Annotated in this window: 21 protein-coding genes, 4 tRNA genes and 1 pseudogene; 15 read left to right on the top strand and 11 right to left on the bottom strand. The window is 43.3% G+C overall.

The window, feature by feature from the left end; translation table 11 throughout:
- Positions 1–125: 125 nt before the first annotated feature.
- From HYG89_RS03045 to HYG89_RS02995, 11 genes and pseudogenes are all read left to right on the top strand, one after another.
- Positions 126–1,052, top strand: a pseudogene (locus tag HYG89_RS03045) (patatin-like phospholipase family protein); the annotation flags it as partial.
- Between the two features lie 126 nt (positions 1,053–1,178).
- Entirely contained in the window at positions 1,179–1,961 is a 783-nt protein-coding gene (gene hisIE / locus HYG89_RS03040; protein ID WP_004975893.1) for a bifunctional phosphoribosyl-AMP cyclohydrolase/phosphoribosyl-ATP diphosphatase HisIE, read from the top strand.
- Between the two features lie 22 nt (positions 1,962–1,983).
- Complete coding sequence (locus HYG89_RS03035; protein ID WP_004975892.1) at positions 1,984–3,486, top strand: UvrD-helicase domain-containing protein; 1,503 nt, start codon at positions 1,984–1,986, stop codon at positions 3,484–3,486.
- Between the two features lie 16 nt (positions 3,487–3,502).
- Entirely contained in the window at positions 3,503–4,876 is a 1,374-nt protein-coding gene (locus HYG89_RS03030; protein WP_154321107.1) for an AAA family ATPase, read from the top strand.
- A 607-nt stretch (positions 4,877–5,483) separates the two neighbouring features.
- Positions 5,484–8,321, top strand: a complete 2,838-nt coding sequence (locus HYG89_RS03025; protein ID WP_178866006.1) for a monovalent cation/H+ antiporter subunit A — start codon at positions 5,484–5,486, stop codon at positions 8,319–8,321.
- 4 nt (positions 8,322–8,325) lie between these two features.
- The gene (locus tag HYG89_RS03020) at positions 8,326–8,691 is read left to right on the top strand and encodes a Na+/H+ antiporter subunit C (RefSeq protein WP_004975886.1); all 366 of its coding nucleotides are present in this window, start codon (positions 8,326–8,328) and stop codon (positions 8,689–8,691) included.
- Positions 8,691–10,499 (top strand): monovalent cation/H+ antiporter subunit D, encoded by a 1,809-nt coding sequence (locus HYG89_RS03015; protein WP_178866004.1) that lies wholly within the window; start codon positions 8,691–8,693, stop codon positions 10,497–10,499. The genes HYG89_RS03020 and HYG89_RS03015 overlap by 1 nt, the downstream gene beginning before the upstream one ends.
- Positions 10,500–10,501: 2 nt before the next feature.
- A complete protein-coding gene (locus HYG89_RS03010; protein ID WP_004975882.1) occupies positions 10,502–11,035 on the top strand; it encodes a Na+/H+ antiporter subunit E in 534 nt (177 codons plus the stop codon).
- Positions 11,032–11,307, top strand: a complete 276-nt coding sequence (locus tag HYG89_RS03005) for a monovalent cation/H+ antiporter subunit F (RefSeq protein ID WP_004975880.1) — start codon at positions 11,032–11,034, stop codon at positions 11,305–11,307. The genes HYG89_RS03010 and HYG89_RS03005 overlap by 4 nt, the downstream gene beginning before the upstream one ends.
- A gap of 11 nt (positions 11,308–11,318) precedes the next feature.
- Positions 11,319–11,723 (top strand): Na+/H+ antiporter subunit G, encoded by a 405-nt coding sequence (locus tag HYG89_RS03000; protein ID WP_178866003.1) that lies wholly within the window; start codon positions 11,319–11,321, stop codon positions 11,721–11,723.
- A gap of 105 nt (positions 11,724–11,828) precedes the next feature.
- Positions 11,829–13,091, top strand: a complete 1,263-nt coding sequence (locus tag HYG89_RS02995; RefSeq protein WP_178866002.1) for a PD-(D/E)XK nuclease family protein — start codon at positions 11,829–11,831, stop codon at positions 13,089–13,091.
- 59 nt (positions 13,092–13,150) lie between these two features.
- On the opposite strand, the gene HYG89_RS02990 is transcribed toward HYG89_RS02995, so the two are convergent.
- The 10 genes from HYG89_RS02990 to tpiA form a co-directional block, all read right to left on the bottom strand.
- Positions 13,151–13,555, bottom strand: coding sequence for a ribosome-binding factor A (locus HYG89_RS02990; RefSeq protein ID WP_178866001.1), 405 nt, complete (start codon positions 13,553–13,555; stop codon positions 13,151–13,153).
- On the bottom strand, positions 13,555–16,281 hold the full coding sequence (infB, locus tag HYG89_RS02985) for a translation initiation factor IF-2 (protein WP_178866000.1): 2,727 nt from the start codon (positions 16,279–16,281) through the stop codon (positions 13,555–13,557). The genes HYG89_RS02990 and infB overlap by 1 nt, the downstream gene beginning before the upstream one ends.
- A gap of 10 nt (positions 16,282–16,291) precedes the next feature.
- Positions 16,292–17,776, bottom strand: coding sequence for a transcription termination factor NusA (nusA, locus tag HYG89_RS02980; protein ID WP_154321110.1), 1,485 nt, complete (start codon positions 17,774–17,776; stop codon positions 16,292–16,294).
- A 35-nt stretch (positions 17,777–17,811) separates the two neighbouring features.
- Entirely contained in the window at positions 17,812–18,336 is a 525-nt protein-coding gene (gene rimP / locus HYG89_RS02975) for a ribosome maturation factor RimP (protein WP_004975871.1), read from the bottom strand.
- 322 nt (positions 18,337–18,658) lie between these two features.
- Positions 18,659–18,735: transfer RNA gene (locus tag HYG89_RS02970), tRNA-Met, on the bottom strand.
- 196 nt (positions 18,736–18,931) lie between these two features.
- Positions 18,932–19,008: transfer RNA gene (locus HYG89_RS02965), tRNA-Met, on the bottom strand.
- Between the two features lie 77 nt (positions 19,009–19,085).
- Positions 19,086–19,162, bottom strand: a tRNA-Met gene (locus HYG89_RS02960).
- 49 nt (positions 19,163–19,211) lie between these two features.
- A tRNA-Leu gene (locus HYG89_RS02955) sits at positions 19,212–19,296 on the bottom strand.
- Positions 19,297–19,349: 53 nt separating this feature from the next.
- Entirely contained in the window at positions 19,350–19,679 is a 330-nt protein-coding gene (secG, locus tag HYG89_RS02950; RefSeq protein WP_004975868.1) for a preprotein translocase subunit SecG, read from the bottom strand.
- Between the two features lie 13 nt (positions 19,680–19,692).
- Complete coding sequence (gene tpiA / locus HYG89_RS02945) at positions 19,693–20,484, bottom strand: triose-phosphate isomerase (RefSeq protein ID WP_178318341.1); 792 nt, start codon at positions 20,482–20,484, stop codon at positions 19,693–19,695.
- Between the two features lie 277 nt (positions 20,485–20,761).
- Between tpiA and pilB the strand changes: the two genes are divergently transcribed.
- From pilB to coaE, 4 genes are read left to right on the top strand one after another with little or no spacing between them, the layout of a single operon-like run.
- Positions 20,762–22,474 (top strand): type IV-A pilus assembly ATPase PilB, encoded by a 1,713-nt coding sequence (gene pilB / locus HYG89_RS02940; RefSeq protein WP_178865999.1) that lies wholly within the window; start codon positions 20,762–20,764, stop codon positions 22,472–22,474.
- Between the two features lie 30 nt (positions 22,475–22,504).
- Positions 22,505–23,734, top strand: a complete 1,230-nt coding sequence (locus HYG89_RS02935) for a type II secretion system F family protein (RefSeq protein ID WP_178865998.1) — start codon at positions 22,505–22,507, stop codon at positions 23,732–23,734.
- Between the two features lie 23 nt (positions 23,735–23,757).
- Positions 23,758–24,621, top strand: coding sequence for an A24 family peptidase (locus HYG89_RS02930; protein WP_178865997.1), 864 nt, complete (start codon positions 23,758–23,760; stop codon positions 24,619–24,621).
- A 9-nt stretch (positions 24,622–24,630) separates the two neighbouring features.
- Complete coding sequence (gene coaE, locus HYG89_RS02925; protein ID WP_178865996.1) at positions 24,631–25,230, top strand: dephospho-CoA kinase; 600 nt, start codon at positions 24,631–24,633, stop codon at positions 25,228–25,230.
- A gap of 5 nt (positions 25,231–25,235) precedes the next feature.
- Here the strand turns inward: coaE and HYG89_RS02920 are convergent, their stop codons facing one another.
- Positions 25,236–26,165 carry a DMT family transporter gene (locus HYG89_RS02920; protein WP_004975858.1) on the bottom strand — a complete coding sequence of 310 codons (930 nt, stop codon included), beginning with the start codon at positions 26,163–26,165 and terminating at the stop codon, positions 25,236–25,238.
- Between the last annotated feature and the right edge of the window lie 11 nt (positions 26,166–26,176).

Genomic DNA, 26,176 nt, shown 5'->3' with positions numbered 1-26,176 from the left:
GCAAGAGATGCGATGGATGTCTGATTATTTGTAGTCATAAATTTAAGTCCCCACTTGTTTCTAAGTGGGGACTAAATTAAGGCTTATAGGATGAATTCAGAAGGTGTGTTCAGCGGACGCTTACCTTAGACCAAGCTATTTTTGGCGAGTTTTTTGCCCAAGCCCCAAAGCGTCGTACTGTGGTCGGTTCTTCAATTGGCAGTTGGCGCTTTGCCAGTATTTTGGCGTGGGGCGCAAAACAAGGCACTGAGCGTCTGTCCGATTTATATACCAACTTGTATTTTCATAAAAAAATGTCGCGCCAAGAAGTCGCCGAGATTTGTCAAAACATGCTGTTTGAACTGATTCAGGGACAGCAACAACAACTGATTCAGCACACTGACTATCACCTCACGGTTATTTCAGTCAAAGCGCAGCATATTTTCCAAAGTGACCAAGCCTTGCCTTTGCTAGCATCTGTGGCTGGAATTATTGGTAGCAATGCCATTGCGCGCAAACATAACCGCTTATTTATGCAACGCGTCATCAGCCAACCTGCGCAAGGTCAGCAGTTTATGGTAGAGGATGATTTTGTCACCCATTACCAAGCCCTGAATGAGCAGAATGTCGCACCGTGGCTGCTCGCCTCAGCGTCTATTCCCGGGGTGATGTCTGCTATTCGTGACATTCCTGATGCGCCCGTGGGCAGTTATCGGGATGGTGGCTTAATTGACTACCATCTAGATTTACCTTACCAAAGTCAGGGCATTGTGCTGTACCCACACTTTACCGACAGCATTACCCCTGGCTGGTTTGATAAAATGTTGAAGCATCGTAAAGCCAATCCTGAAAATCAGGCCCGGACACTCTTGCTATCACCTTCGGCAGAATATTTAAGCAGCTTGCCTTTAGGCCGTTTGCCCGATCGTAAAGACTTCACCTTAAAAGGTTTAGATCAAGCACAGCGCATTCGCTTATGGAAACAATCGGTGGCAGAAAGTCAGCGTTTGGGCGATGAATTTCTGGAAATGGTGGAAAAACAAAACTTCCCTCAATTTATGCAAACGCTTTGACAGTACAAATCTGGCAAGATAATTTAGGTAAATTGTCTTGAATCACGTACACTATAGGGACGATGCAAAATCGTGCGCTCAGAAAATAGCGTCCATACAATTTAAATTAATTTTGGTGAACAACTCATGAATAACTTGCAATGGCTCGATGAAGTAAAATTTAACGAACAAGGATTAGTGCCTGCCATTGCACAGCATCATCAAACAGGACGTGTGTTGATGGTGGCGTGGATGAACCGTGAAGCCTTGGCACTGACTGCCGAAAAAAATCAGGCGGTGTATTTTTCACGTTCACGCAATAAATTGTGGCACAAGGGTGAAGAATCTGGACACTTTCAAACTGTGCACGAGATTCGTCTGGACTGCGATGCCGATGTGATTATCCTGCAAATTGAACAACATGGTGGAATTGCTTGCCACACAGGGCGTGAATCTTGTTTCTATCGCAAACTCACCGCCAATGGTTGGGAAATTGTAGATGCACAGCTGAAAGACCCGAATCAAATTTATGGTGAACAAGCCGCCAATGCTCACACCTTAGCCATGAGCCAATCAAAGGCACAAGCTGAACAGGTTGAAGTTTTGGCTTATTTAGGGCAAATGATGAGCGAGCGCAAAACCGCTAATCCTGACTCATCTTATGTAGCCAAGCTATACCATAAAGGCTTGAATAAAATTTTGGAAAAAGTCGGTGAAGAAACCGTGGAAGCAATTATTGCCGCCAAAGATTTCAACACCGAAGCCAATGCCAACAACAAAAATGACCTGATTTATGAAGTGGCCGATTTATGGTTCCACAGCATTGTCATGTTGGGTTATTTCGATATTGAACCGCAAGTGGTACTGAATGAATTGGCTCGTCGTCAAGGTTTATCAGGCTTGGTTGAAAAAGCCAACCGTAGCCATTAACGCGAAAAGCCAACCCTGATCTGTGTCTGTAATCACCAAGCCTCGCCCGACCTATGAGCAAGCCACTGCTATAGATAATGCACGTCTGGGCAAATCTTTTAAAGTGATTGCCTATGCAGGTACAGGTAAAACCACGACCTTACAAATGATCAGTGATGCCATGCCAGAACGGCGTGGCATGTACTTGGCATTTAACAAAGCCATTGCCGCAGAAGCACAAAGTAAATTTCATCGTCAGGTCGATTGTCGTACATTTCACTCGCTTGCATATCGCAGCGTTCCACGTGGAGTCACCGACAAATTACGCCTACCCCGTTTAAGTCCAAGTTTTATTGCCAAAGAGTATCGTTTAGAACCGATTACCCTTAGACGTATGATGGGCGGACGCTATGAAAAATATGTGTTGATGCCAAGTCGTTTAGCCAGTTTGGTGGCCAATGCCGTGAGTCATTTCTGCTCGACCAGTTCGCAATACCCTGCCCCACGACATTTACAAGCACCCAGTTGGTTGCATCCAGATGACATCGACACCTTACAAAAGCATCTTTATCCTGCGGTAGAACGACGCTGGTTGGAGTCAATTGACCCGAATCATCAGGCAGGCATTGGACACGATATTTATCTGAAACTTTGGGCCTTGTCTGAACCCAACATTCCTGCCGATTATGTGCTGTTTGACGAAGCTCAAGATGCCGACCCGCTCATGCTGGGCATTTTACTCAAGCAACGTAATACTCAAGTGATTTATGTGGGCGATGCGCATCAGCAAATCTATGCTTGGCGTGGTGCAATCAATGCCATGCAGCAATTACCTTTGCCTGAATCACGACTGACCACATCGTTCCGTTTTGGTGAAGAAATTGCCCTGACCGCCAATGCCATTTTAGGTGGGCTGAATGAAACCGTGCCACTCTTGGGCAATCCAGAATTACATTCCAAAGTGGTCAACAAACCGCATACCAAAATGCGTGATGCGATTTTATGCCGTACCAACGCCCGTGCCATGGAACTGCTACTGGCAGGTTTAGTGCATGGCGATAAAGTCAGTCTGCAAGCCGACCATGTGCGCTTAAACCGTTTTGTGGATGCTGCCGCGATGCTCAAACAAGGCAAACGTGTGACCGACGTTCCGGAACTGGCATGGTTTAACTCTTGGCATGATGTACATGAATATTGTGAAACCAACGATGGCAGCGACATTAAACCTTTGGTCAAACTGGTGGATGATCATGGTACTAATCCACTCAAACGGGCGTTGGCAAAAATCACCCCAATTGATCAAGCCGACTATATTATTTCGACAGCGCATAAAGCCAAAGGTTTAGAATGGAATCGGGTACATATTGAAGACGACTACCAATTTAAACTGAACGACAAAGAGCATAAAATTAGCGATGAAGAATTAAGATTACTGTACGTGGCATGCACACGTGCTAAAGTCAGTTTAAATATTCATCATATTTACGATTTGGTACAACAACTGAAAATAAAAATGCCGACATCGTTACGCAAAGCGGTGGGGTAATTGCAGCAGGTGCGCTATGAAAATTACATCGGTTCATTTCAGACACATCACCCATTTTGCAGACCTAAAACTCGAACTCAATTATCACGACCTGCCCATTACGCTTATTTTGGCAGACCAAAGCGCGGGTAAAACCTCGCTGTTACGATTTAGTTATCAAGCACTGACTTGGTTTGCCGCTCGCTATAAAGACTTACGCACTGCGGGTTTGGTGATGCAAGATCAAGATATTTTGTTCAACCGCTTGCAAGCTAAAATTGATGTTTGTGTGGAAATTCCAGCAGAAATAGGCAGTTTGGCAGAATCAAGCAACACGCAAATTGAAAGCACCCAACATTGTGACTGGCAATTATATAAAACCCTGAATAGTAGCGGCGTAGGAGTAAGCAAAGCAGAAACCGCCAAGCTTGAAAAAATGGTGCAGCTCTATCAACACGCCATTAAACATGACCCGATGCAAGGTCTACCGCTGATTGCCTACTACCCTGCAGAACGCTTCGTGAATGAAGTTAATTTACTCAATAAAAATAATCCGCTGATTTTACAACCTGGACATGCCTACGAAATTGCTGCGATTCCATTCACGACATTTACTCGTTTTTTTGAATGGTTGCGGGAAATTTCCGATATTGAAAATGCCCAAAGTGCGCAGCTTTTACACAAGCTATATCAGCAACAACAAAGCGAACTCGCACAAACCCTGAATCAGTCCTTATTGCATGCCTATACCCAAATGCATGCACCGAGTTTACAAGCACTGAAAGATGCCTTACAAATCGTGCTGCCTGAAATTGAAGACCTATATCTACAACATCTGCCTAAATTACAACTCATGGTGCGCTGTCAGGGCAAAGATATGCTGTATCAGCAATTGTCGAACAGTCAGCGCAACTGGATTGCTCTGGTAGGCGATATTGTACGTCGCCTCTGTTTGCTAAACCCAAACAGTTTGTATCCGTGTCGCGAGGGAGATGGTATTTTGTTGATTGACCAGATTGATCATCAGCTCGATCAACAACAGGCCGCACAAATACTGACCCGTTTACATCAAGCTTTTCCGCGCTTACAAATTATTGCCACAGGCAACCGCAGCGAACTTTTGGAACAAGCGGAACGCTTTCAATGTTTAAAACTGGAACATCAACAGCTGCATCCCATCGCATGGCAAAGTTTACAACCGCAGTTTGCAGAAATTTATGCTGATGTGCTAGAAACCACTCACACGACAGAAGACGTCAGCCTACAAGAACAAAACCCAACACAATTAGGCACGGCTGAAATTTTGCAGCAGATTCAAAACCATTTAACTGCCGAACAAAAACAGGAATTGCTGCAACGCTTACAGCAATTGGATAGTGAGCCAACACCCGATCAATTGCCTGAATCTTAATTGCCGAAGTCTTTCAACGCATACTTGGGCAAAAAGCAAGGAAATACTTTATCCCGCATATAACAGACGGTATATAATGACTTTGCTGTATGCAAAATAAATTGATGTTGTTTTATTCATGTAATAAAATCAGATTAATTTTGAACTTTTATAGTAAAATCCGATTTTGCTGTAGTTTTTAAAGTTGCGCAATACAACTTTTTTTATACCTTGAATAGTGTCTATTGACCTTTCAAACACGGTGAATGCTGTAAAAATGCAGCAGATGCAGATCAACTTCATCCATAGTTCAACTAGGTTGTAGATTGACGCATCTAAATATTTTTAACACAGCTTTAACCAAACCAAGCACAACCTTATTCGCTGCATCGTCAGCGAAAGATCAGCATATTTTTTGCTGCTTGAGCCGCCTAGCCATGTAAAATTATTTTTGCATGATCTTGTTTTGAGTTTAAGTTGCGACAATACGCTCATCAAAACAATAGACTACGTGTTTACTGACACGACTGATTGGCTTTCAAGATTGAATCTTTTGGATGGTGTGTTGCTGTCCTGTAATCCTTGGAAGATAAGATTCATCCTTTAGGTTTTCAACCTATTCACGACAATGGATATGAGTGTGCTACCGATTATTATATTGTTACCGTTAGTACTGGGCACAACCCTTGTCTCGTGGCTGAAACAATTTTCACGCGGGGTAACGGCTTTAGCGGCGATTGGCGTCAGTCTGAGCAGTCTTATTCTGCTCCTGACTCAAGCAAAAGCAGTCTTTAATGGCGAAACGATCATTCAAACATGGTCTTGGCTGCCACAGTTGGGGATTGATTTAAGCTTTCGTCTAGATGCGCTTGGTTTATTATTCTCCTTGCTGATCACGGGGATCGGCACACTCATTTTTATTTATGCCTATTATTATTTAAGTCCACAAAACTCGCTCAGTAAACTCTATGTTCTCCTCATGCTGTTTATGGCTGCCATGTTGGGAATTTCGCTCTCCAATAACCTGATTTTGTTGCTGACTTTTTGGGAACTGACCAGTATTTCCTCTTTCTTATTGGTGGGTTATTGGAGCAATTACGAGGCAGCACAACGCGGCTCACGTATGGCACTGACCATTACAGGCATGGGCGGACTCGCCATGCTCGGTGGTTTTGTGTTATTGGCGCAAATCACAGGCACCTATCAAATTGACCAAATCTTAATGATGACTGAACAAATTCAAAGTCATCATTTATTTGTACCAACTTTATTGCTGATTTTATTGGGTGCATTTACCAAAAGTGCGCAATTTCCGTTTCACTTCTGGCTACCCAATGCCATGGCTGCACCCACGCCTGTTTCTGCCTATCTACATTCGGCAACGATGGTCAAAGCAGGGATTTTCTTGCTGGCGCGCTTATTGCCAATTTTTGCAGGCGCAGCGTTATATCACAACCTAGTCACCTTTATTGGTCTATTTACCCTGTGTATGGCAGCATTCTTTGCCATTTTCAAAGAAGATTTAAAAGGCTTATTGGCGTATTCCACCATCAGTCATTTAGGTCTGATCATGTGCTTACTCGGCATTGGTTCACCGTTAGCAGTAGCTGCTGCAATTTTCCACATCATCAACCACGCCACCTTTAAAGCGGCCCTGTTTATGATTGCAGGAATTATCGACCACGAATCAGGCACACGTGATTTACGCAAACTTAGTGGCTTATGGCAACTATTACCCTTTACCGCCACCCTCACTATGATTACCGCGGCCTCTATGGCTGGCGTACCGTTGACCAACGGCTTTTTGTCCAAAGAAATGTTCTTCACTGAACTGGTAGCAAACTTATCTGGCCCTGTACTGTTGGTTTCTGCAATTGTTGCGACACTGGCGGGTATTTTTGCAGTGGCCTATTCAATACGTTTGGTACACGGCGTTTTCTTTGATGGTCCAATTGGTAAAGATGTCCCAAACAAAGATGCTCACGAACCTCCGTTTGGCATGCGTGCACCCGCAACTTTATTGGCTGTTTTATGTATTTTAGTCGGCTTGATGCCTGCCTTATTGGTCGAGCATATTGTCAATAGCACGACTCGTGCCAGTACCCAACTGTCGCAGTTTGAAGGCACACATCTGGCAATTTGGCATGGCTTTAATCTTCCCCTGCTGATGAGTGTTATTGCACTGCTTGGCGGGATCATTTTCTATTTCTCGCTCGCCAAAGGTGGAAAAATCCGTGAAATTGACCTCGACCCACATTTAGGTCAATTCCAAGGCAAACTGCTGTTTGAATTATTCTTAAAACATTTGCTACAAGTTTCACGCAAAATCAAACGTAAAACCGAAAATGGTTCACTGCAAAGCTATTTGGTGTGGATCATTGCTTTTACGGTATTCATGGTCGCGCTACCATTATTCAATCAGGGATTAACAACTGGCACACGTGAACTCACACATGCGCCTATGATTGCCATTGTTTTATGGTTATTGCTGTTCTCTGCCTGTTGGATGATGCTGTGGTTCCACCATGAGCGCATCAAAGCTGTCTTAATCAGCGGTGCAGTTGGCTTGGTCGTCACCATGATGTTTGTCGGACTGTCTGCTCCCGACTTGGCACAAACTCAAATCACGGTTGATGTCGTCACCACTGTTTTATTGCTGATGAGTCTATCGCTGCTCCCACAATTGACCCCGTATGAATCTAGCCGTTCACGTCGTTGGCGAGATGCCTTCATTGCGATTGGTGGCGGCATTGGTATCGGCTGGATTGCGTGGCTGGTTATGACTCGCGACCACAATTCAATTTCATGGTTCTTTAATCAGCAATCCATTCCACTCGGTGGCGGAACCAACGTGGTCAACGTCATTTTGGTGGACTTCCGTGGTTTCGATACCTTTGGTGAAATTACCGTCTTGGGCATTGCTGCGATTGGTACGCTGTGTTTAATGGATGGTATGCGTGCGCACGGCACTATCATGACCCAAGGTTTAACCTATCGCTTTAATCCTTCACCGTTGATGCTGCGGATTACCGCCTCATGGATTTTACCTATCGCCCTTGTGGTCAGCCTGTATATTTTCTTGCGCGGTCATAACTTACCAGGCGGTGGCTTTATTGCGGGCTTAATTACCGCAATGGCGTTGATCATCCAATACATTGCGCTTGGTCAAGACCACACCGAACAAATGCTCAAAGCTAAATCTGGACGTTTATACGAAATCTGGATTGGCGTGGGTTTAAGTATTGCAGGTCTGACAGGACTTGCCGCATGGTTCTGGGGACGTCCATTCCTCACCAGCGCACATATTTATGTCAATCCTCCGATTATTGGTGAAATGCACCTCGCTTCGGCTGCCTTATTTGATGTAGGCGTGTATGTCACGGTGGTTGGTGCGGTAATGTTGATGATTTCTGTCTTGGGCGACTCACGTCACTCAGGCATGTCTGGCCCACTTCCAAAGGAGTAATGCAATGATTAGTATTGAGTTTTTAATTGCGTCTGCCATTGGAATGTTAGTCGCGACAGGAATCTATTTAATTTTACGTGCCCGTACCTTTCCTGTGGTTTTGGGCTTGGCGATGATTGGTTATGCCGTCAATATTTTCTTATTCAGCATGGGGCGTATTCAGCTCAATGCACCTGCAATTTTGACTGAAGCTTCAAAAGTCACCGACCCATTACCACAAGCCTTGGTATTAACCGCAATTGTGATTGGTTTTGCCACCACCGCATTTATTGTGCAATTGGCGCTGCGTAGCCGTTATGAAACAGGGACAGACCACGTCGATGCCAAAGAAGAACATCCACTGCTTGACCCACGTGAGGATGAGCCATAATGACTGATTTCCTCCAATTTTGGCTACAGCATTCACCTATTTTTAGCATCCTGATTCCAACCTTTACCGCATTTATTTTAGTGCTATTAGGCAATCCGGGCTTTGGTTCACTCTCACATGACTGGCGTCAGCCATGGCGTCGTGGCATTAGCTATCTTTCTGCCACACTCGGTTTAGTCACTGCAATTAGCTATTTAATTCAAGTCAGCAGTGGGCAAATTATTATTTATAATTTGAGCGAATGGGCCGCCCCGTTTGGCATTATTTTAGTGCTAGATCAACTGTCTGCCCTCATGTTGGTACTGACTTATTCACTTGCCTTGCCATTACTGTGGTTTTCCAGCAAAAAATGGGATGAACGTGGTCGCTATTTTCATACCATGGTGCATTTCCTACTCATGGGACTTTGCGGTGCATTCCTCACAGGCGACTTATTTAACCTGTTCGTATTCTTTGAAATCTTGTTGCTGGCCTCGTATGTGTTGTTATTGCACGGTCAGGGCAAAGCACGTTTTCAACTCGGGATTCATTACGTCACCATCAACCTGTTAGCCTCTGCCCTGTTCCTAATTGGTTTAGGGATGATTTACGGCAGTGTCGGCAGTTTAAATATGACCGATGTGGCGCGTCTGATTCCGCTACTCGATGCTGATGCACATAAAATTGCGGTGGCAGGTGGCTTACTGTTATTTGTGGTGTTTGGTATTAAAGCCGCCATGCTTCCTGTCGGTTTCTGGCTACCTAAAACCTATGCCGTGGCGACAACCCCTGTGGCAGCCTTATTCACTATCATGACCAAAGTCGGTGTGTATGCCATTTTGCGGGTCAATGGAACCGTATTTGATGATGCGCTGAGCCATAAAATCCTACAAGACTGGTTACTGCCGATTGGTCTAATTACCTCACTGTATGGGGTCATAGGCGCAATTGGTGCAGAGCGCTTACGTCGTTTTGTCGGTTTTATGGTGCTGTCTTCAATTGGTACGATCCTGATTGCCATTTCGATGATGAACACACAGGCATGGTCAGCTGCACTGTATTACTTGGTACACAGTACCTTAATTGCAGCGGCTTTCTATTTGCTGTGTGGCTGGATTACCTCACAACGTGGCGCATTTAAAGATCACTTCAATATTGCCCCGCAAATGAAGCAACACAAAGTACTGGCAATCACATACTTCATGATTGCCTTAATGATGGCAGGTTTGCCACCGTTTAGTGGCTTTTTGGGCAAGGTCTTTATTTTGCAAGCCACCGCCAATATGGCACATCAAGGCTGGATTATTGGCATTATTCTCTTGGTCAGCTTGCTGAGTATTATTGCATTCACCCGTGTCGGCTTTATTTTATTTTGGCGCGCGACCAAACCTGAAGATGATGCGCAAACTGAAGCCTATTATGAATATCAGGCACTACCTGCGATTGCACCGCCCCGTAATGACCGTGTCATTTATTTTCTCCTAACGGGTTTAGTGCTGTACGTGGTATTTGCCAATCCAATTCAACAATATATGCTGAAGACTGCACAGCAGATTCAACATAATGCGGCCTATGAAGCACTGATTCTGAAAAAAGACCGTGCTGCAAATGTGATTAGCGTACAACCTTATGATCCATTGTACTTACCTGAAACCAAGTACGGTGGCGAAGCAATTGACACCAATGCACATTTAATTCCCTATGTGATTGATCCAAACACCTTGGAAGGCGAGCATATTTCTGACTATAAACAACGTCAGATTCAACAGCAAAATCGTGAGGAAGCACAGCAACCTAGCGATACTCAACTCAAACCTGCGGAGCCCTAAACATGCAAAAAACGAGACCAAAAACTTCGTTTTGGGATAACCTGCTGCCACACCCGTTTGTATCTGTCTTGGTGGCACTGAGTTGGCTGATGTTGGCGCATAGTGTTTCTGCAGGGAATCTGTTGATGGCACTGGTCTTGGCGCTCTTGATTCCCAAACTGATCCAGCCCTTTATTGCGCGTACACCAGACATCAACTGGACTGCAGCCATTCGCTTATTCTTCGTGGTGGTCTGGGATATTATGATTTGTAATATTCGTGTCGCAAAACTGGTACTTGGCCCAACAGACCGTATGCAGCCAAAATGGTTCCGTGTCCCTCTCGAAACACAACACGAACAGGTCAACAGTATTTTGGCGATGATCATTACCACCACACCAGGCACGGTTACAGCAGGTATTGACCAAGACCGTGGCGATATTTTGGTGCATGCCTTAAACACTGCAGATGAAAGTGTAGATATTCAAGACATCAAAAATCGTTATGAAAAACCGCTGATTGAAATTTTTGGTGCACAGTCAGGAGAAAAGCAATGATGATTCTGCCTTATGCACTTGGAATCTGCATGGTTGCGATTACGCTGTCCATGTTTATGTGCCTATATCGCCTGATTATTGGCCCTTCAATTGTAGACCGCCTGTTGGCCTTGGATACCTTGTTTTTAAATGCGACCTGCTTGGTGGTGGTTCTGGGTATCTATTGGACCAGTACCTCATTATTTGAAGGTGCGTTATTGGTGGCGATGCTAGGCTTTGTGTCTACTGCAGCACTGGCGCGTTACTTCACCAGTGGTCATGTGATTGATTAAGGAGAATGAACATGCAATTACTCATGGAAATTTTAGTGTCATTCTTTTTAATTATTGGCGCATTTTTTATGCTAGTCGGCGGCATTGGCATGGTTCGCCTACCCGACTTATTTATGCGACTGCATGCCCCTACAAAATCCAGCACTTTAGGACTAGGCAGTTTCTTAATTGCAGCCATTATTTATGCGGCATTTGAAGGACGATTTGGCTTTGCAGAAGTATTAATCACCCTATTTGCGTTTATTACCGCGCCTGTTTCTGCCAATTTAATGGCACAGGCAGCACTGCATTTACGTTTACGTTCGATGAGTGGCAATGTGCCTGAAACCTTAGAGCGTCCGTTGCCATGGCAACGCCAACGGCGCCGTACCTTTTATGAAAAGAAAGTAAATCATAAAAATGATCATTTAAAATGAATGATCATTTTATATAAACTTATTATGATCATAGACTTGCAATGAATTACACATTCGATTTAGCATTCATATACATTTAATGAGTAGCTTAAAAATATTTAAAATATGACTGAAAATTTTACGTTAGAACAAATTCGTACTGAAATTATTAGATTTAAAAATGATCCAAGCTCTCAAAAGTTAGAAAATTTTTATTATTCAAAATCTTTTTCGGAAATTCTTGGCGTAAGCCGTAGAGAAATAAGTCATAGTAATTTTTTTGCGTGGCTATTTAATCCTAATGAAAGTCATGGACTAAATGAATTTTCAATAAAAAAGCTTTTAGATATTCTACTAATTTTCAGCAATGATAAATTAAAAAAGACATACAACCACTTATACAATGCCTTCGCAACTGATGATTATATAATTCAAAAAGTATCCATTCACTCCGAATTTCACATTGAGAATATTGGCAGATTAGATTTATATATTGAATTAACCCTTATTGTTTCAGATACGCCTTATATCGTAAAACTTATCATTGAAAACAAAGTAGAAAGCAAAGAAAATAATGATCAAACTACAAAATATTTTGATTATTTTGACTCGATACAAAAACAACCTGAAACTACTTTTTATATTTACTTAACCCCAATATCAACATTGGAACTCATAGAATTAAATGAACCTGAGTGTAACTGTAAAGAGTTTATTCAAATTAATTATCAATCCATTGTTGATTATGTAATTGAACCAGCTCTACAACAAAACATTTCTGAGCAGACAAAGAATATTCTTATTGAGTATTTAAAATCTCTCAGTCAGCCAGCAATCGAAATACAAACTGATTCACATAAAGAGGAACTGATTATGGCTTTAGGCTCTGAAGAACGAAAACTTCTCACAAGTTTCTGGAATAAAAATCAAAAATTAATTTTAGCATCATTATATGCTATTAGTTCCGACCCCGAACAGGAAAAAGATACTCGCGATAGTATTCGTACTGCACTAGATAACCTTTCTTCCGACAGAGATCGCAGTACTTTTAATATTATTTATCAAGGAAAAGTTTTCTGTGAAAATTTCAAAAAGTCTGATATTGGTCTTCAAACCGTTTTACTACTTCAAGCCAACAATCTTATTGATGATGAAATTATAGAATATTTGAAAGAAGATAAGAGTTGTAGTTTCTTTTTATTGAAACAGAAAGATGACTTCACTGAAAATGAAATCAAATACAGAAAATATAAAGCGAATGGCACCCCTGAATTAATCTATAAAAATGCTGAATATTATGTAGCTCGAAATTGGGGTATTGGTAATACTGATAAGTTGATAAATAAATTTTCTCAAAAATTTCCTGGTCTTGTATATAAGAAAAACTAAAAAAATTAAATAAAAATGCCACCCTGAGGTGGCATTTTTTTTAGAATTTCTCGATCTGATTATTCATCATCTTGCTTAGGTTCTACAGGTGGCAAATCTTTGACTGCTTCTGCAATCAAACCAAACATATAGTTACCATAGGCATTGGTTTTATCGTAGTGAAAACGCAAACGCGGGGTAATACGTGTCTTAATACGACGGCTTAACTCATGGCGCAAGAAGCCTGATGCTTTATTCAACACATCCAAGGTTTCTTTATTTGCCGTTTCGCTTTGCTCATCGCCTAATTCACGTCCCATGACGGTCACGTACACTTCCGCATATCCTAAGTCTGGGCTCACCTTCACTGCAGAGATGGTCACAAGACCACCTAAGCGTGGATCTTTCAGCTCTTGGCGAATCAGTTCTGACAGCTCACGCTGTACTGTATCCGCCATACGCTTCAGACGTTGACTACCCGCCATTAAAGACTCCGTTTAATCAATTGAACATCGTACACTTCAATCTTATCAAGTGGTTTGATGTCTTTATAGCCTTTTACTGCAAGACCACATTCCATACCTGCGCGAACTTCTTCCACCACGTCTTTATAACGACGAAGTGACTCAAGCTCACCTTGGAATACCACCACGTCATCACGTAATACGCGAATTGGTTTGTTACGGTGAAGTACGCCTTCAAGTACCATACAACCTGCAGCTGCACCAAACTTACTTGAGTGGAACACTTCACGCACTTCTGCAACACCCAAAATAGTTTCACGGTGTTCAGGTGCAAGCTTACCGCTCATCGCATCTTTCACATCATCAATTAATTGATAGATGATGCTGTAGTAACGAATGTCAATACCATCGGCATCGGCTTTTTGACGCGCAGTATTGTCAGCACGTACGTTAAAGCCCAGTAATACAGCTTCTGAAGATTCTGCAAGCGTAACGTCAGACTCGGTGATCGCACCTACGCCTGAACCAATCACACGTACACGTACTTCATCGGTAGACAACTCGCCCAATGCAACAATCAAGGCTTCCAAAGTACCTCGTACATCGGTCTTCAATACCACATTGACAAATGGAACGTCTTTTTTGCCCATTGATGCCATGATGTTTTCAAGACGCATTGCGCTTTGACGCTCAAGACGTTTTTGACGCTCACGATCCATACGCGCATCGGCAACTTCACGTGCTTTCTTCTCGTCATTTACAACAAGAACTTCGTCACCCGCCATTGGCGCTTCAGGTAAACCTAAAATTTCAACTGGAATTGAAGGACCTGCAGATTTAATACGCTTACCGTTTTCATCAGTCATGGCACGTACGCGACCATAAGATGAACCTGCAAGTACCAAGTCACCTACATTCAAAGTACCGTTTTGTACCAGAATTGACGTCACTGCACCGCGACCTTTATCTACACGCGCTTCAATCACCACACCTTGCGCTGCACCTTCTTCAGATGCTTTCAATTCCATCATTTCTGCTTGAATTGAAATTAAGTCAAGAAGTTCATCAATACCTTGACCTGAATGCGCCGAAACCATTGCAACAGGTACGTCACCGCCCCATTGTTCAGGTACGATTTCTTTGGTGGTCAATTCATTCAATACGCGGTCTGGATCAGCCGATTCTTTGTCCATTTTGTTAATGGCAACAATAATTGGTGTACCCGCTGCACGCGCATGGTCAATGGCTTCTGCAGTTTGTGGCATCACACCATCATCTGCCGCAACGACCAATACCACGATATCTGTCGCTTTCGCACCACGTGAACGCATTGCAGTAAACGCTGCGTGTCCCGGTGTATCTAAGAAGGTGATAATGCCTTTATCGGTTTGTACGTGGTATGCACCAATGTGCTGGGTAATACCACCCGCTTCGCCTGCAGCCACTTTGGCACGACGAATACGGTCAAGTAATGATGTCTTACCATGGTCAACGTGACCCATGATGGTCACCACTGGTGGACGTGTCGTTTGAACACCACGTGCCTCTTCAGCCGCTTCGAGTAAGTTATCTTCAGCTTGCGTATCAGATACTAGAACTGGGTTGTGGCCCATTTCCTCAACTACAAGTGCTGCAACTTCTTGCTCAATCGCTTGGTTTTGCGTAACTAACTCACCCATTTTCATGAGTGATTTAATAACTTCGCGTACTTTAACTGCCATTTTTGCAGCCAAGTCCGCAACCACAATCGTTGCACCAATTTCTACATCATAAACTTGTTTTTTAACTGGTTTTTCAAAGCCGTGCTTGTTGGCTTGGCTCGTTTTCAAACCGCGTTTATGTGAGTTTTGGCTGAAAGACTGTTCTTCCTGACCGCGACGACCACCTTTTTTCGGTGAACGTGTATTGGTGGTGCTGGTACCACGCTTGATTTCACGGTCTTCTTTGGCAAATGAATCTTCATAAGCCTGACCCACAAGACCAGCCGCCAATGGAGAATCATCTACCACACGAATGGTAGCGGTTGCATCTTCATTTGAGTATTTAGATGCCATCTGACGCATTTGCTCAAGCGTACGTTGCTGCGCTTCTTCAGCAGCTTTACGACGTGCTGCTTCTTCAGTCGCTTTCAACTGAGCTGCTTGCGCTTCACGCGCTTTCTTTTGCTCAGGTGTTTCAGTGACTTTCACTGCTTGCTTCACAATTGGCTTGTTGGTTGACTTACGTTTCACCACAACCGCAGCTTTTGCAACTTCTTGCTTGGCTGTTTCTTGCTTGGCTGCTGCACGCATTGCATCTAAAGCTTGTTTCGCTTTTGCGGCACCTGCTTGAGGCGCGTCTGCTTTCGCTTTGCTCTTTTCTGCCACGTCACGTGCTTGCTGTTCTGCTTGCGCTTTTTCAGCTGCTTCCGCCTGTGCTTTTGCCAGTGCTTCCGCTTTAATCTGTTCAGGATCTGGCTTTACAAATGTATGCTTCTTGCGAACTTCTACATTAATCGTTTTCGCTTTGCCCGAAGTACTTGCCACTTTAGCGGTACTGGTGGTTTTACGTTTCAACGTGATTTGTCCTGCTTTACCCTCTTGACCGTGAACCTTTTTTAAATGGTTCACTAGGGTACTTTGTTGTTCCGTGGAAATAATATCGTCAGCGTTACGCTGTGGTAAACCTGCGTCACGAACCTGTTCCAGGAGTTTCTCAACTGGACGACCTACACTGAGCGCTAACTCTTTAATCGACTTGTCCGTCATATATTACCTCCTAGTTAAACCATGATTCGCGCGCTTTCATAATCAATTGACCCGCTTTTTCTGTACCTAAACCTTCTATATCTTCGATATCGTCAGTCGCTTGGTCAGCTAAATCATCAACTGTAATGACACCACGAGCGGCAAGCGCATAAGCGATCTCTTGTGTCATGCCTTCCATTGCTAGAAGTTCTTCACTCGGATCTTGGATATTTTCTTGCTGTTGCAATGCTTCTGCCAAAGCCACTTCTTTGGCACGGCCTTGTAACATTTCAACAAGTTCTTCATCTAAATCAATTTCGTCAAATGTTTCCGCAGGAACATACGCAATTTCTTCTAATGAAGTGAAGCCCATTTCTACCAATGCCATCGCCAAATCTTCAGCAATGTCTAGACGTGAAACAAACAAGTCTAAGTATTGTTGCGCTTCATTTTGCTGACGTGCGTGATACTCTTCTTCAAGCATCATGTTCAGCTTATAACCTGTGAGTTCAGAGGCTAAACGTACGTTTTGACCTTGTGAACCAATGGCACGTGCCAACTGATCGCTGGTTGCGAAAATAATGTCGGCAGTACGTTCTTCTTCATCAATCACAATACCCGATACATCGGCTGGCTCTAAAGCACTGGCGATATATTGTGCTGGATCATCAGACCACACCACAACATCAATACGCTCACCATTTAACTCTTGCTGTACCGCTTGGATACGTGTACCACGCATACCAATACATGCACCTACAGGGTCAATACGATGGTCGTTGGTTTTTACTGCAATTTTTGCACGTACACCCGGCTGACGCGCTGCTGCTTTAATTTCGATGATTTCTTCAGAAATTTCTGGAATTTCTTTTTTCATCAATGCAATCAGCATTTCAGGCTTGGCACGTGACAACAACAATTGTGCACCACGACCTTCACGGTTCACGCTGTACAAAATTGCATTCACACGCTGCTTAGGACGCAAAATTTCTTTGGCGATCATTTCTTCACGCGCCAAATATGCTTCTGCATTGTCGCCCAAATCAATAATAAAGCCATCTTTGGTTTGCTTTTTTACTTCACCGTAAATCAGCTCGCCTACTTTGGCTTCATAAGCATCTGCAACCAATGCGCGTTCTGCTTCACGAATTTTTTGCACAATCACTTGCTTGGCAATTTGCGCAGCAATACGACCGAAGTCAATTGACTCAACTTCAAGTTCGCGAATATCGCCAATTGACCACTTTGCAGGGTCTACATCAGAAATTGCATCTTGGCATGCAGGCATTTCATGATCTTCATCTGCCACCACTTCCCACTGACGGAAAGTGCTGTAGTCACCTGTTTTACGATCAATTTCCACACGTAAACGTGCTTCTTCTGAGTTTGTGCCTTCGTAGAATTTCTTTTTCGTCGCAGCAACAAGAGCCTGTTCAAGCGCCTCAAAAATTGCCTCACGACTTACACCTTTTTCGTTACTAACCGTTTCAACGACGGTAAGAATTTCACGTGCCATAAGTCACCTATTCGTTCAGATTCTTATTAATTTGATTAATCTTGGTAAATCAGGTTTGCTTTATCAATATTGTGACTGTCAATCTCCAATACCTGCTGTTTTTCCACCTCGACCTGAATGGTTTCATTTTCCAGATCTACAGCAACCAATTTCGCTTGAAATTTACGACGGTTTTCTACAGCACTGATTAAACGTAACGCAATGGTTTGCCCAATATACGCAGGCAATTGCTCTAATTGGAAAAATGGACGATCCCAACCCGGTGATGACACTTCAAGCGCATATTCACCTGAAATTGGATCATGCACATCAAGCATTGCACCAACTTGCTGGGTTACACGTACACAATCTTGTACACCAATACCGCGACCTTGCTCTAATTCGCCATCTTCATTTAAGACAGGTTCTGCATTTTCATCGACAGCTTTGTCGATATAAATACGTAACAAAGAACGCTTACCTTGTGGAATAAACTCGATTCCCCAAAGATCCACATCACATGCTTGCACTGCTGGCGCAATTAAGTCCTGAAGTGCTTGAGTTTTATTTGATAGCTTCATTTACTCTCGTCATTCTGCTGCGGTTCAATGGTCTTATTTGACCACTACACATTCATACAAACTATAGTAGTAGTGAAACATGACACTTTGACTTTAGGCCGCGCACGGCTTGTATCGACACTACACGATAGCCAATAAAAAAGGGCGTAATCGCCCCTATTCTTGCACAGTAAGACCAATATCCACTGTGCAAAAAGGCCCACCTAGTTGTGAGCCTCTTTAGAAACTTGGTTGCGGGGATCAGACTAAATCTAACCGTCTTTGCTAGTTTATTGTGCTGAGTTAAATCAACTAAAACTAACGTACCACACCATTAGAAACTTGGTAGCGGGAGCTGGATTTGAACCAACGACCTTCGGGTTATGAGCCCGACGAGCTACCAGACTGCTCCATCCCGCATCAACGTGCAAATATTATATACAAAAATGAATAAGTTTTCAATCAAACTTAGCATGTTTGCCTGACTTAAGTTGCACCTTAGTCAGATTTTGGTAGCGGAAGCTGAATTGAGCCAACCACCTTCGCCAAGTTATCAAGAGCTGAGCCAGACGGACAATCAACTAATCAAAACAGGCATTACCAAACCATTAAAAAATGGTAGCGGGAGCTGGATTTGAACCAACGACCTTCGGGTTATGAGCCCGACGAGCTACCAGACTGCTCCATCCCGCAACAACATGTAAATACTTATCTCAACCTAAAATAATTTAAGTTGCCTACGCTTAATTCACGATAAGCTTAGGATTGATTGGTAGCGGGAGCTGGATTTGAACCAACGACCTTCGGGTTATGAGCCCGACGAGCTACCAGACTGCTCCATCCCGCATCAACAGATTTGCTGCTTAACACCAACTTATGTTTTCTGGATTATAAGTTGGTGCGGAAGGGGGGACTTGAACCCCCACGCCCGAAAGCACTACCACCTCAAGGTAGCGTGTCTACCAATTCCACCACCACCGCAGCTGTGACGCATTCTAGTCGCATCATGCGAAAAAAGAAAGTGCTAAATAAAATTATTCAGCGCTTTTAGGCGCAGTTGGTGAAGTTTCAGGCGATACAGGCTGTGCAGGTGCAGTCGTTTGTACAGTCTGCAAACTATATGCGCCTGTGGTTTGTTTCTTGGCAAACACCGCTAAAGTTAAACTGGTTGCAAAAAACAAGGCTGTTAAAATTGCCGTTAAACGGGTTAAAAAGTTGCCTGAACCTGACGCACCAAATACGGTTGCCGCACCACCGCCACCAAAAGAAGCACCTGCATCTGCACCTTTACCATGCTGAACCAAAATTAGTCCAATCATTAAAATGGCTAAGATAATATGTACTACCAGCACAAATGTTTGCATGCTGAACTCCTCATTATTGTGTATTTGCAAAGGCTTGCGCAATTTGATGGAACGATGCCGCATTTAAAGATGCACCACCGACCAAAGCACCATTAATGTCTGGGCAGGCTGCTAACTCTACGGCATTTTCTGGTTTTACACTACCACCATATAAAATCGGTAGAGTCACAGCATAAGCGGTGATTTGGCTTAAACCTTCACGGATTTTTGCATGCATGCTTTGCGCATCTTCAGGTGATGCGGTCTTGCCTGTGCCAATTGCCCAAATAGGTTCATAGGCAATCACAATCTGTTGCCATTGCTCAGCCTCAACCACGGCAGCAATATCACAAATTTGTTGCAAAACAACTTGCTCTGCCTGACCACTTTCACGTTGTTGCAGACTTTCACCCACACAATAAATAACTGTCAAACCTGCCTGCAAGGCATTTTTAACTTTTTCTTTCAAAATGCTTGGTGTGTCTGCAAAAAGTTCACGACGTTCTGAATGCCCAACCAATACATAATCAATTTGACTGTCTTTCAGCAATTCTGCACTGACTTCGCCCGTATAGGCACCCATACCCGCAATACGGGAAAGGTCTTGTGCAACGGTATAGACAGGACGTACTGCTTCGCTCAATGCAGCTTGAATTTGTGTCAAAGCCAAAGTGACAGGTGCAATCCCCAAATGACACTTTTCAGCCTCTACAGGGCTGTCTTGTAATAATGTTTTAAATTCAGAAATAAGTTGCTGAGCATCGGCATGCATCGGATTCATCTTCCAATTGCCAACCACCCAAGGCTTAATCGTCGTAGCCGACATAGAATAACCTGCAAAAACAATTCATTTAATCGCGCACATTCTACACGCAAATCACATTTCTGCTGAGTTTTTTGTACAAGCTTTGCATCAAACTGCTGCATGAAGTATCTTTTCATGGCAGGACTTACAATTTTTTTAGCAGATTAATGTAACTGGTTCATGCTTTTAGGCGATACTTAGGTGGTGACAGCACTTTCAGATATGGTATTTTTGTGCAACAAAAGTATAATTTTAAGATACCAATTATAAACAATCTTGATTTTGAGGACGTTGGGGAATGTCAGTACAACAAGCTACACCTAGATTTACAGGTTTTATTCGACGTTTGGTCGAAGATGGGCTCGTTTCTGCTGAAAATATGCAAACTGCCATTAAAGCCGCACAAAAAGATAATGTTGATATTGTTCCCCATCTCATTCAAAACCTAAATATCGCGCCTTTAATCATTGCTGAAAAAATTTCTAATGAGTTTGGCGAACCTATTTTTGATTTAAGCGTGTATGACTCTGCGCTCATCGTGCGTGAAGGCATTGATGAAAAGCTTTTCAGCAAATATAACCTTTTACCTATTTTTAAGCGCAATCACCTGCTTTACGTTGCGACCAGTAACCCGACCAATATCGAAGCAATGGATGCTATTCGTTTCAACAGTAAAATGAATATTGAAGCCATTGTGGTCGAACACGATAAATTGGTAAAACTGATTGAACAAAACTTTGCGAGTGAGTCTGCTTTTGAATTTGAAGATGATGACTTCGATCTCAACTTTGAAGATGGTAACAGCGAACCAGAACAAGCTGCAGAAGATGAACCGCAGGGTGATGAATCCCCAATTGTTAAATACATCAACAAATTACTGATTGATGCAATTCGCATGGGTGCTTCGGACTTACACTTTGAACCGTATGAAAAAACCTATCGAGTGCGTTACCGTGTCGATGGTGTATTACGTCAAATTGCCACCCCACCCTTACAGTTAGCTAACCGCTTGGCATCACGTTTAAAAGTGATGTCCCAAATGGACATTTCTGAAAAGCGTGTCCCGCAAGATGGTCGTATTAAATTAAAACTATCTAAAAACAAGTCCATCGACTTCCGTGTGAACTCGTTGCCAACCTTGTTCGGTGAAAAAATTGTACTGCGTATTCTTGACCCATCTAGCGCGATGCTAGGAATTGACGCTTTGGGCTATGAACCAGAACAAAAAGAATTGTTCATGGAAGCCTTAGAAAAACCGCAAGGCATGTTACTGATTACAGGTCCAACGGGTTCGGGTAAAACGGTATCGCTATATACAGGCTTAAATATCTTAAACAGAGAAGATACCAACATTTCCACCGCCGAAGACCCTGTGGAAATTAACTTAGAAGGCATCAATCAGGTTAACGTCAACAATAAAGTAGGCTTAACCTTCGCTGCCGCCCTGAAATCTTTCTTACGTCAAGACCCTGATATTGTCATGGTGGGTGAGATTCGTGATCTTGAAACTGCAGAAATTGCAATTAAAGCTGCCCAAACAGGTCACATGGTTTTATCTACCCTACACACCAACAGTGCGCCAGAAACTTTAACGCGTTTACGCAACATGGGCGTTCCTTCCTTTAACATCGCAACTTCGGTAAACCTCGTCATTGCACAGCGTTTGGCACGACGCCTATGCCCGCATTGCAAAGCTCCTTCCGATATTCCAAAACAAAGCTTATTGGAAATGGGCTTTACTGAAGCCGATTTGAGCAATCCAGAATTTCAGGTCTATCAACCTGTAGGCTGTTCTGAATGCCGTGAAGGTTATAAAGGACGTGTTGGTGTTTATGAAGTGATGAAAGTCACACCAGAAATTTCTAGAATTATTATGGAGGATGGTAATGCCATCCAAATTGCTGATGCGTCAGCAAAATCGGGGTTTAACAATCTGCGTCGTTCGGGGTTACTTAAGGTCATGCAGGGGGTGACTTCATTGCAAGAAGTCAATCGTGTGACCAGTGAATAGTTGTAAAATTTAAAATAAGGATAAATACGCATGGCTGTCAAAAAAGCACAGATGATGCCCACCTTCGTTTATGAAGGGATTGACCGCAAAGGGGCTAAGTTAAAAGGGGAAATTCCAGCGCGTAATATGGCCTTGGCAAAGGTTACATTGCGTAAACAAGGGATTACCATCAAGACGATTCGCCAAAAGAAAAAGAATATTCTTGAAGGCTTAATGAAAAAACGGGTGTCGACCTTAGACATCACTATTTTCACGCGTCAGCTTGCCACTATGATGAAAGCAGGTGTGCCTTTGGTACAAAGCTTTGAGATTGTTGCCGAAGGTCTTGAAAACCCCGCCATGCGTGAAGTGGTTTTAGGCATTAAAGGTGAAGTGGAAGGCGGGAATACCTTTGCTGGCGCATTGCGTAAATATCCTCAATATTTTGACAACCTATTTTGTTCTTTGGTCGAATCTGGTGAACAATCGGGTGCCCTAGAAACCATGCTAGATCGTGTCGCGATCTATAAAGAAAAGAGTGAGTTACTCAAACAAAAAATTAAAAAAGCCATGAAATACCCTGCAACGGTCATTGTGGTGGCCGTGATTGTGACCATTATTTTGATGGTGAAAGTCGTACCTGTGTTTGAAGAGTTGTTTAGCTCTTTTGGTGCGGACTTGCCTGCCTTCACTAAAATGGTGGTGAACATGTCACAATGGATGCAGAAATACTGGTTTATTCTGATTATTGTGATTGGGGTCATCATTGCAGGTTTCTTGGAAACTAAAAAACGCAGTAAAAAATTCCGTGACTTCTTAGACAAAGCGGCACTGAAAGCGCCTATTTTTGGTGACTTGGTCTATAAAGCGATTATTGCACGTTATAGCCGTACTTTAGCCACTACTTTTGCTGCTGGTGTACCCTTAATTGATGCCTTGGAATCTACCGCTGGGGCAACCAATAATGTGGTCTATGAAGAAGCCGTGATGAAAATTCGTGATGATGTCGCGACAGGACAGCAGCTACAATTCGCCATGCGTGTCACCAATAAATTCCCTTCTATGGCGGTGCAAATGGTCGCCATTGGTGAAGAATCAGGTGCGCTAGATGCCATGCTGGATAAAGTCGCAACCCACTATGAAAACGAAGTCGACAACGCAGTAGATGGCTTAACCTCAATGATGGAGCCGTTGATTATGTCAATCTTAGGGGTTTTAGTTGGCGGTTTAGTTATTGCTATGTACCTACCTATTTTCCAAATGGGTTCAGTTGTTGGCTAATTATATTTTAAAGGCTGAGTAAATTGCTTACAGAATTAATCGCGTACTTGATCCAAAATCCAACTGCGCTCTATATCGCAGTTGGACTTTTTAGTTTATGTATTGGCAGTTTTTTGAATGTGGTGATTTATCGCACCCCAAAAATGATGGAACAGGAGTGGCGTAACGACTGCCAAATGTTGTTACATCCTGAACAAGCCATTATTGATGAAAGTAAAATCACCCTCAGCAAACCTGCATCGACCTGTCCCAAATGTCACAACCCAATTCGTTGGTATCAAAATATTCCTGTGCTGAGTTGGTTGGTATTACGCGGTAAATGTGGCAACTGCCAAAACCCGATCAGTATACGTTATCCACTGATTGAGGTATTAACTGCTATTTGCGCTCTGATTGTGCTTGCGGTATTTGGCCCAACTGTACAAATGCTGTTTGGTTTGCTGCTCACTTATACCTTGATTGCACTCACCTTCATTGATTTTGATACACAACTCTTGCCAGACCGTTACACCCTGCCTTTGGCTGCACTGGGTTTGGCAGTCAACAGCTATGCCATCTATACCTCACCGACATCGGCAATTTGGGGTTATGTAATTGGCTTCCTATGTCTATGGGTGGTGTATTACCTGTTTAAAATCGTCACAGGCAAAGAAGGCATGGGCTATGGTGACTTCAAGCTCCTTGCCGCTTTAGGTGCATGGATGGGGCCGATGATGTTACCCCTGATTGTGCTGCTATCGTCCTTAGTTGGGGCTATTATTGGCATTATTCTGTTAAAAGTGCGTAAAGAAAACCAACCCTTTGCATTTGGTCCGTATATCGCCATTGCGGGCTGGATTGCCTTTTTATGGGGCGAGCAAATCATGAAAGTATATTTGGGACAATAAGGACAGCACATGCGTTTTGTTTTGGGTCTAACAGGAGGAATTGGCAGTGGCAAGTCTGCAGCCAGTGCGTGGTTCGAGACCCAAGGCATTGTTGTGGTCGATGCGGATGTTGTTGCACGTGAAGTGGTTGAAAAAGGACAGCCTACCTTAAAGCAAATTCAACAACACTTTGGCGATTGGGTTTTACTTGAAAATGGCGAACTAGATCGTCGCGCATTACGTGAACACATTTTCAAAGAACCAAGTGCACGACAAGCACTTGAAAAAATCACCCACCCTGCAATTCGTGAATCGATTATTCAACAATTAAATGCTGCCAATAGCCCCTACGTGGTTTTGGTTTCACCACTCTTGTTTGAAACCAATCAACATCAATTGACCCAACATACATTATTGATTGATGCTACTGAAGCCCTACAAATTCACCGTGCTTCACAACGTGATGGTCAAACGGTTGAGCAAATTCATAAAATTATTCAAGCACAAATGCCACGTGCTGAAAAACAACGCCTAGCCGATGACATTGTGCTAAATGATGGGCATTTAGATCATTTGTATAGCAAACTTGAAGTATTGCATCAGCAGTATTTAAAGCGAGCGATGCAGTAAGCAAATTAATCTGACTGTTGTTTTTGCTGTTCAAGTTGAGCTTTTAAGCTGTCAGGTCGGGCCCACCAACGCCAAGGTTGCAAAGCACCAATCCCCATACCCACCAAGCCACATAAAATTGCTAAACTCAAAGGTTCACCCAATAAAGGGACAGCAAGAATCGCAGCGATAAACGGCGCCAAGGTCACAATACTGCCAGTTTTGAATGCTCCCAAACGCTTAATTGCCTCGACATAGCTAAGTGTTGCGATGATCACCACAAACACTCCATGAAAAATAGTTTGCAGCAATAAATGAATCGGTTCAGGTGTGCTGAGTTGTTTCGGGAAAAACAGTACGTAAATCGGGACATAGACGATTGCCGACCAAATTGCGACACCCGCCATAGCATGCCAAGCGGAAAGCTTCCATTGTCTTAATAAAACCGTAAACACACCCCACCAAATAGCGCTGATAAAAAATAGTCCATCCCCAAGTCCAAAGGCAACACCTGTTTCTTGATACATCAGCGCACTCATACCCGCAATGGCGGTCAGCATAATTACAATACTGATCCATGTATGGCGGTCAAAAGGCACTCGAAATAACATCCAAGCAGCAATGGCGGTACAAACAGGAATACAGCCATTCAAAAAAATGGCAGCATGCGCAGCAGGTACATAATGAAAAGCACTATACGCAGTCAGGCAATAGCCCACTCCACCAATCATTGCCAAAATAAAAGGCTCTTTTTTCCATAAAAATGCCGTATCTTTTTTCCAGATAAGAATCGGCATTAAAATACAAAAAGCCAAAGCAAAGCGTAAGGCGGTAATATCCCAAGCACTGATCTGCCATTGTGCATTCAGCCGAGCAGTTAGGGTAAAACCACCCCAAATGCACATGGTAACAAGCACCAAAGCATAACCTTGCTTTTGGGGAGATAGACGAATCACGGTGTTGAAAG

Source organism: Acinetobacter sp. SwsAc5 (genome assembly GCF_013391485.1).
Lineage (GTDB): Bacteria > Pseudomonadota > Gammaproteobacteria > Pseudomonadales > Moraxellaceae > Acinetobacter > Acinetobacter towneri.
The sequence above is the reverse complement of the archived record's forward strand: the minus strand, read 5'-3'. Positions and strand labels throughout refer to the sequence as shown.

Bases quoted from the DNA above. Each gene is read 5' to 3' on its own strand.
- hisIE (WP_004975893.1), top strand. From the start codon at position 1,179: ATGAATAACTTGCAATGGCTCGATGAAGTAAAATTTAACGAACAAGGA.
- HYG89_RS03030 (WP_154321107.1), top strand. From the start codon at position 3,503: ATGAAAATTACATCGGTTCATTTCAGACACATCACCCATTTTGCAGAC.
- HYG89_RS03025 (WP_178866006.1), top strand. From the start codon at position 5,484: ATGGATATGAGTGTGCTACCGATTATTATATTGTTACCGTTAGTACTG.
- HYG89_RS03020 (WP_004975886.1), top strand. From the start codon at position 8,326: ATGATTAGTATTGAGTTTTTAATTGCGTCTGCCATTGGAATGTTAGTC.
- HYG89_RS03015 (WP_178866004.1), top strand. From the start codon at position 8,691: ATGACTGATTTCCTCCAATTTTGGCTACAGCATTCACCTATTTTTAGC.
- HYG89_RS03010 (WP_004975882.1), top strand. From the start codon at position 10,502: ATGCAAAAAACGAGACCAAAAACTTCGTTTTGGGATAACCTGCTGCCA.
- HYG89_RS03005 (WP_004975880.1), top strand. From the start codon at position 11,032: ATGATGATTCTGCCTTATGCACTTGGAATCTGCATGGTTGCGATTACG.
- HYG89_RS03000 (WP_178866003.1), top strand. From the start codon at position 11,319: ATGCAATTACTCATGGAAATTTTAGTGTCATTCTTTTTAATTATTGGC.
- HYG89_RS02995 (WP_178866002.1), top strand. From the start codon at position 11,829: ATGACTGAAAATTTTACGTTAGAACAAATTCGTACTGAAATTATTAGA.
- HYG89_RS02990 (WP_178866001.1), bottom strand. From the start codon at position 13,555: ATGGCGGGTAGTCAACGTCTGAAGCGTATGGCGGATACAGTACAGCGT.
- infB (WP_178866000.1), bottom strand. From the start codon at position 16,281: ATGACGGACAAGTCGATTAAAGAGTTAGCGCTCAGTGTAGGTCGTCCA.
- nusA (WP_154321110.1), bottom strand. From the start codon at position 17,776: ATGGCACGTGAAATTCTTACCGTCGTTGAAACGGTTAGTAACGAAAAA.
- rimP (WP_004975871.1), bottom strand. From the start codon at position 18,336: ATGAAGCTATCAAATAAAACTCAAGCACTTCAGGACTTAATTGCGCCA.
- secG (WP_004975868.1), bottom strand. From the start codon at position 19,679: ATGCAAACATTTGTGCTGGTAGTACATATTATCTTAGCCATTTTAATG.
- tpiA (WP_178318341.1), bottom strand. From the start codon at position 20,484: ATGTCGGCTACGACGATTAAGCCTTGGGTGGTTGGCAATTGGAAGATG.
- pilB (WP_178865999.1), top strand. From the start codon at position 20,762: ATGTCAGTACAACAAGCTACACCTAGATTTACAGGTTTTATTCGACGT.
- HYG89_RS02935 (WP_178865998.1), top strand. From the start codon at position 22,505: ATGGCTGTCAAAAAAGCACAGATGATGCCCACCTTCGTTTATGAAGGG.
- coaE (WP_178865996.1), top strand. From the start codon at position 24,631: ATGCGTTTTGTTTTGGGTCTAACAGGAGGAATTGGCAGTGGCAAGTCT.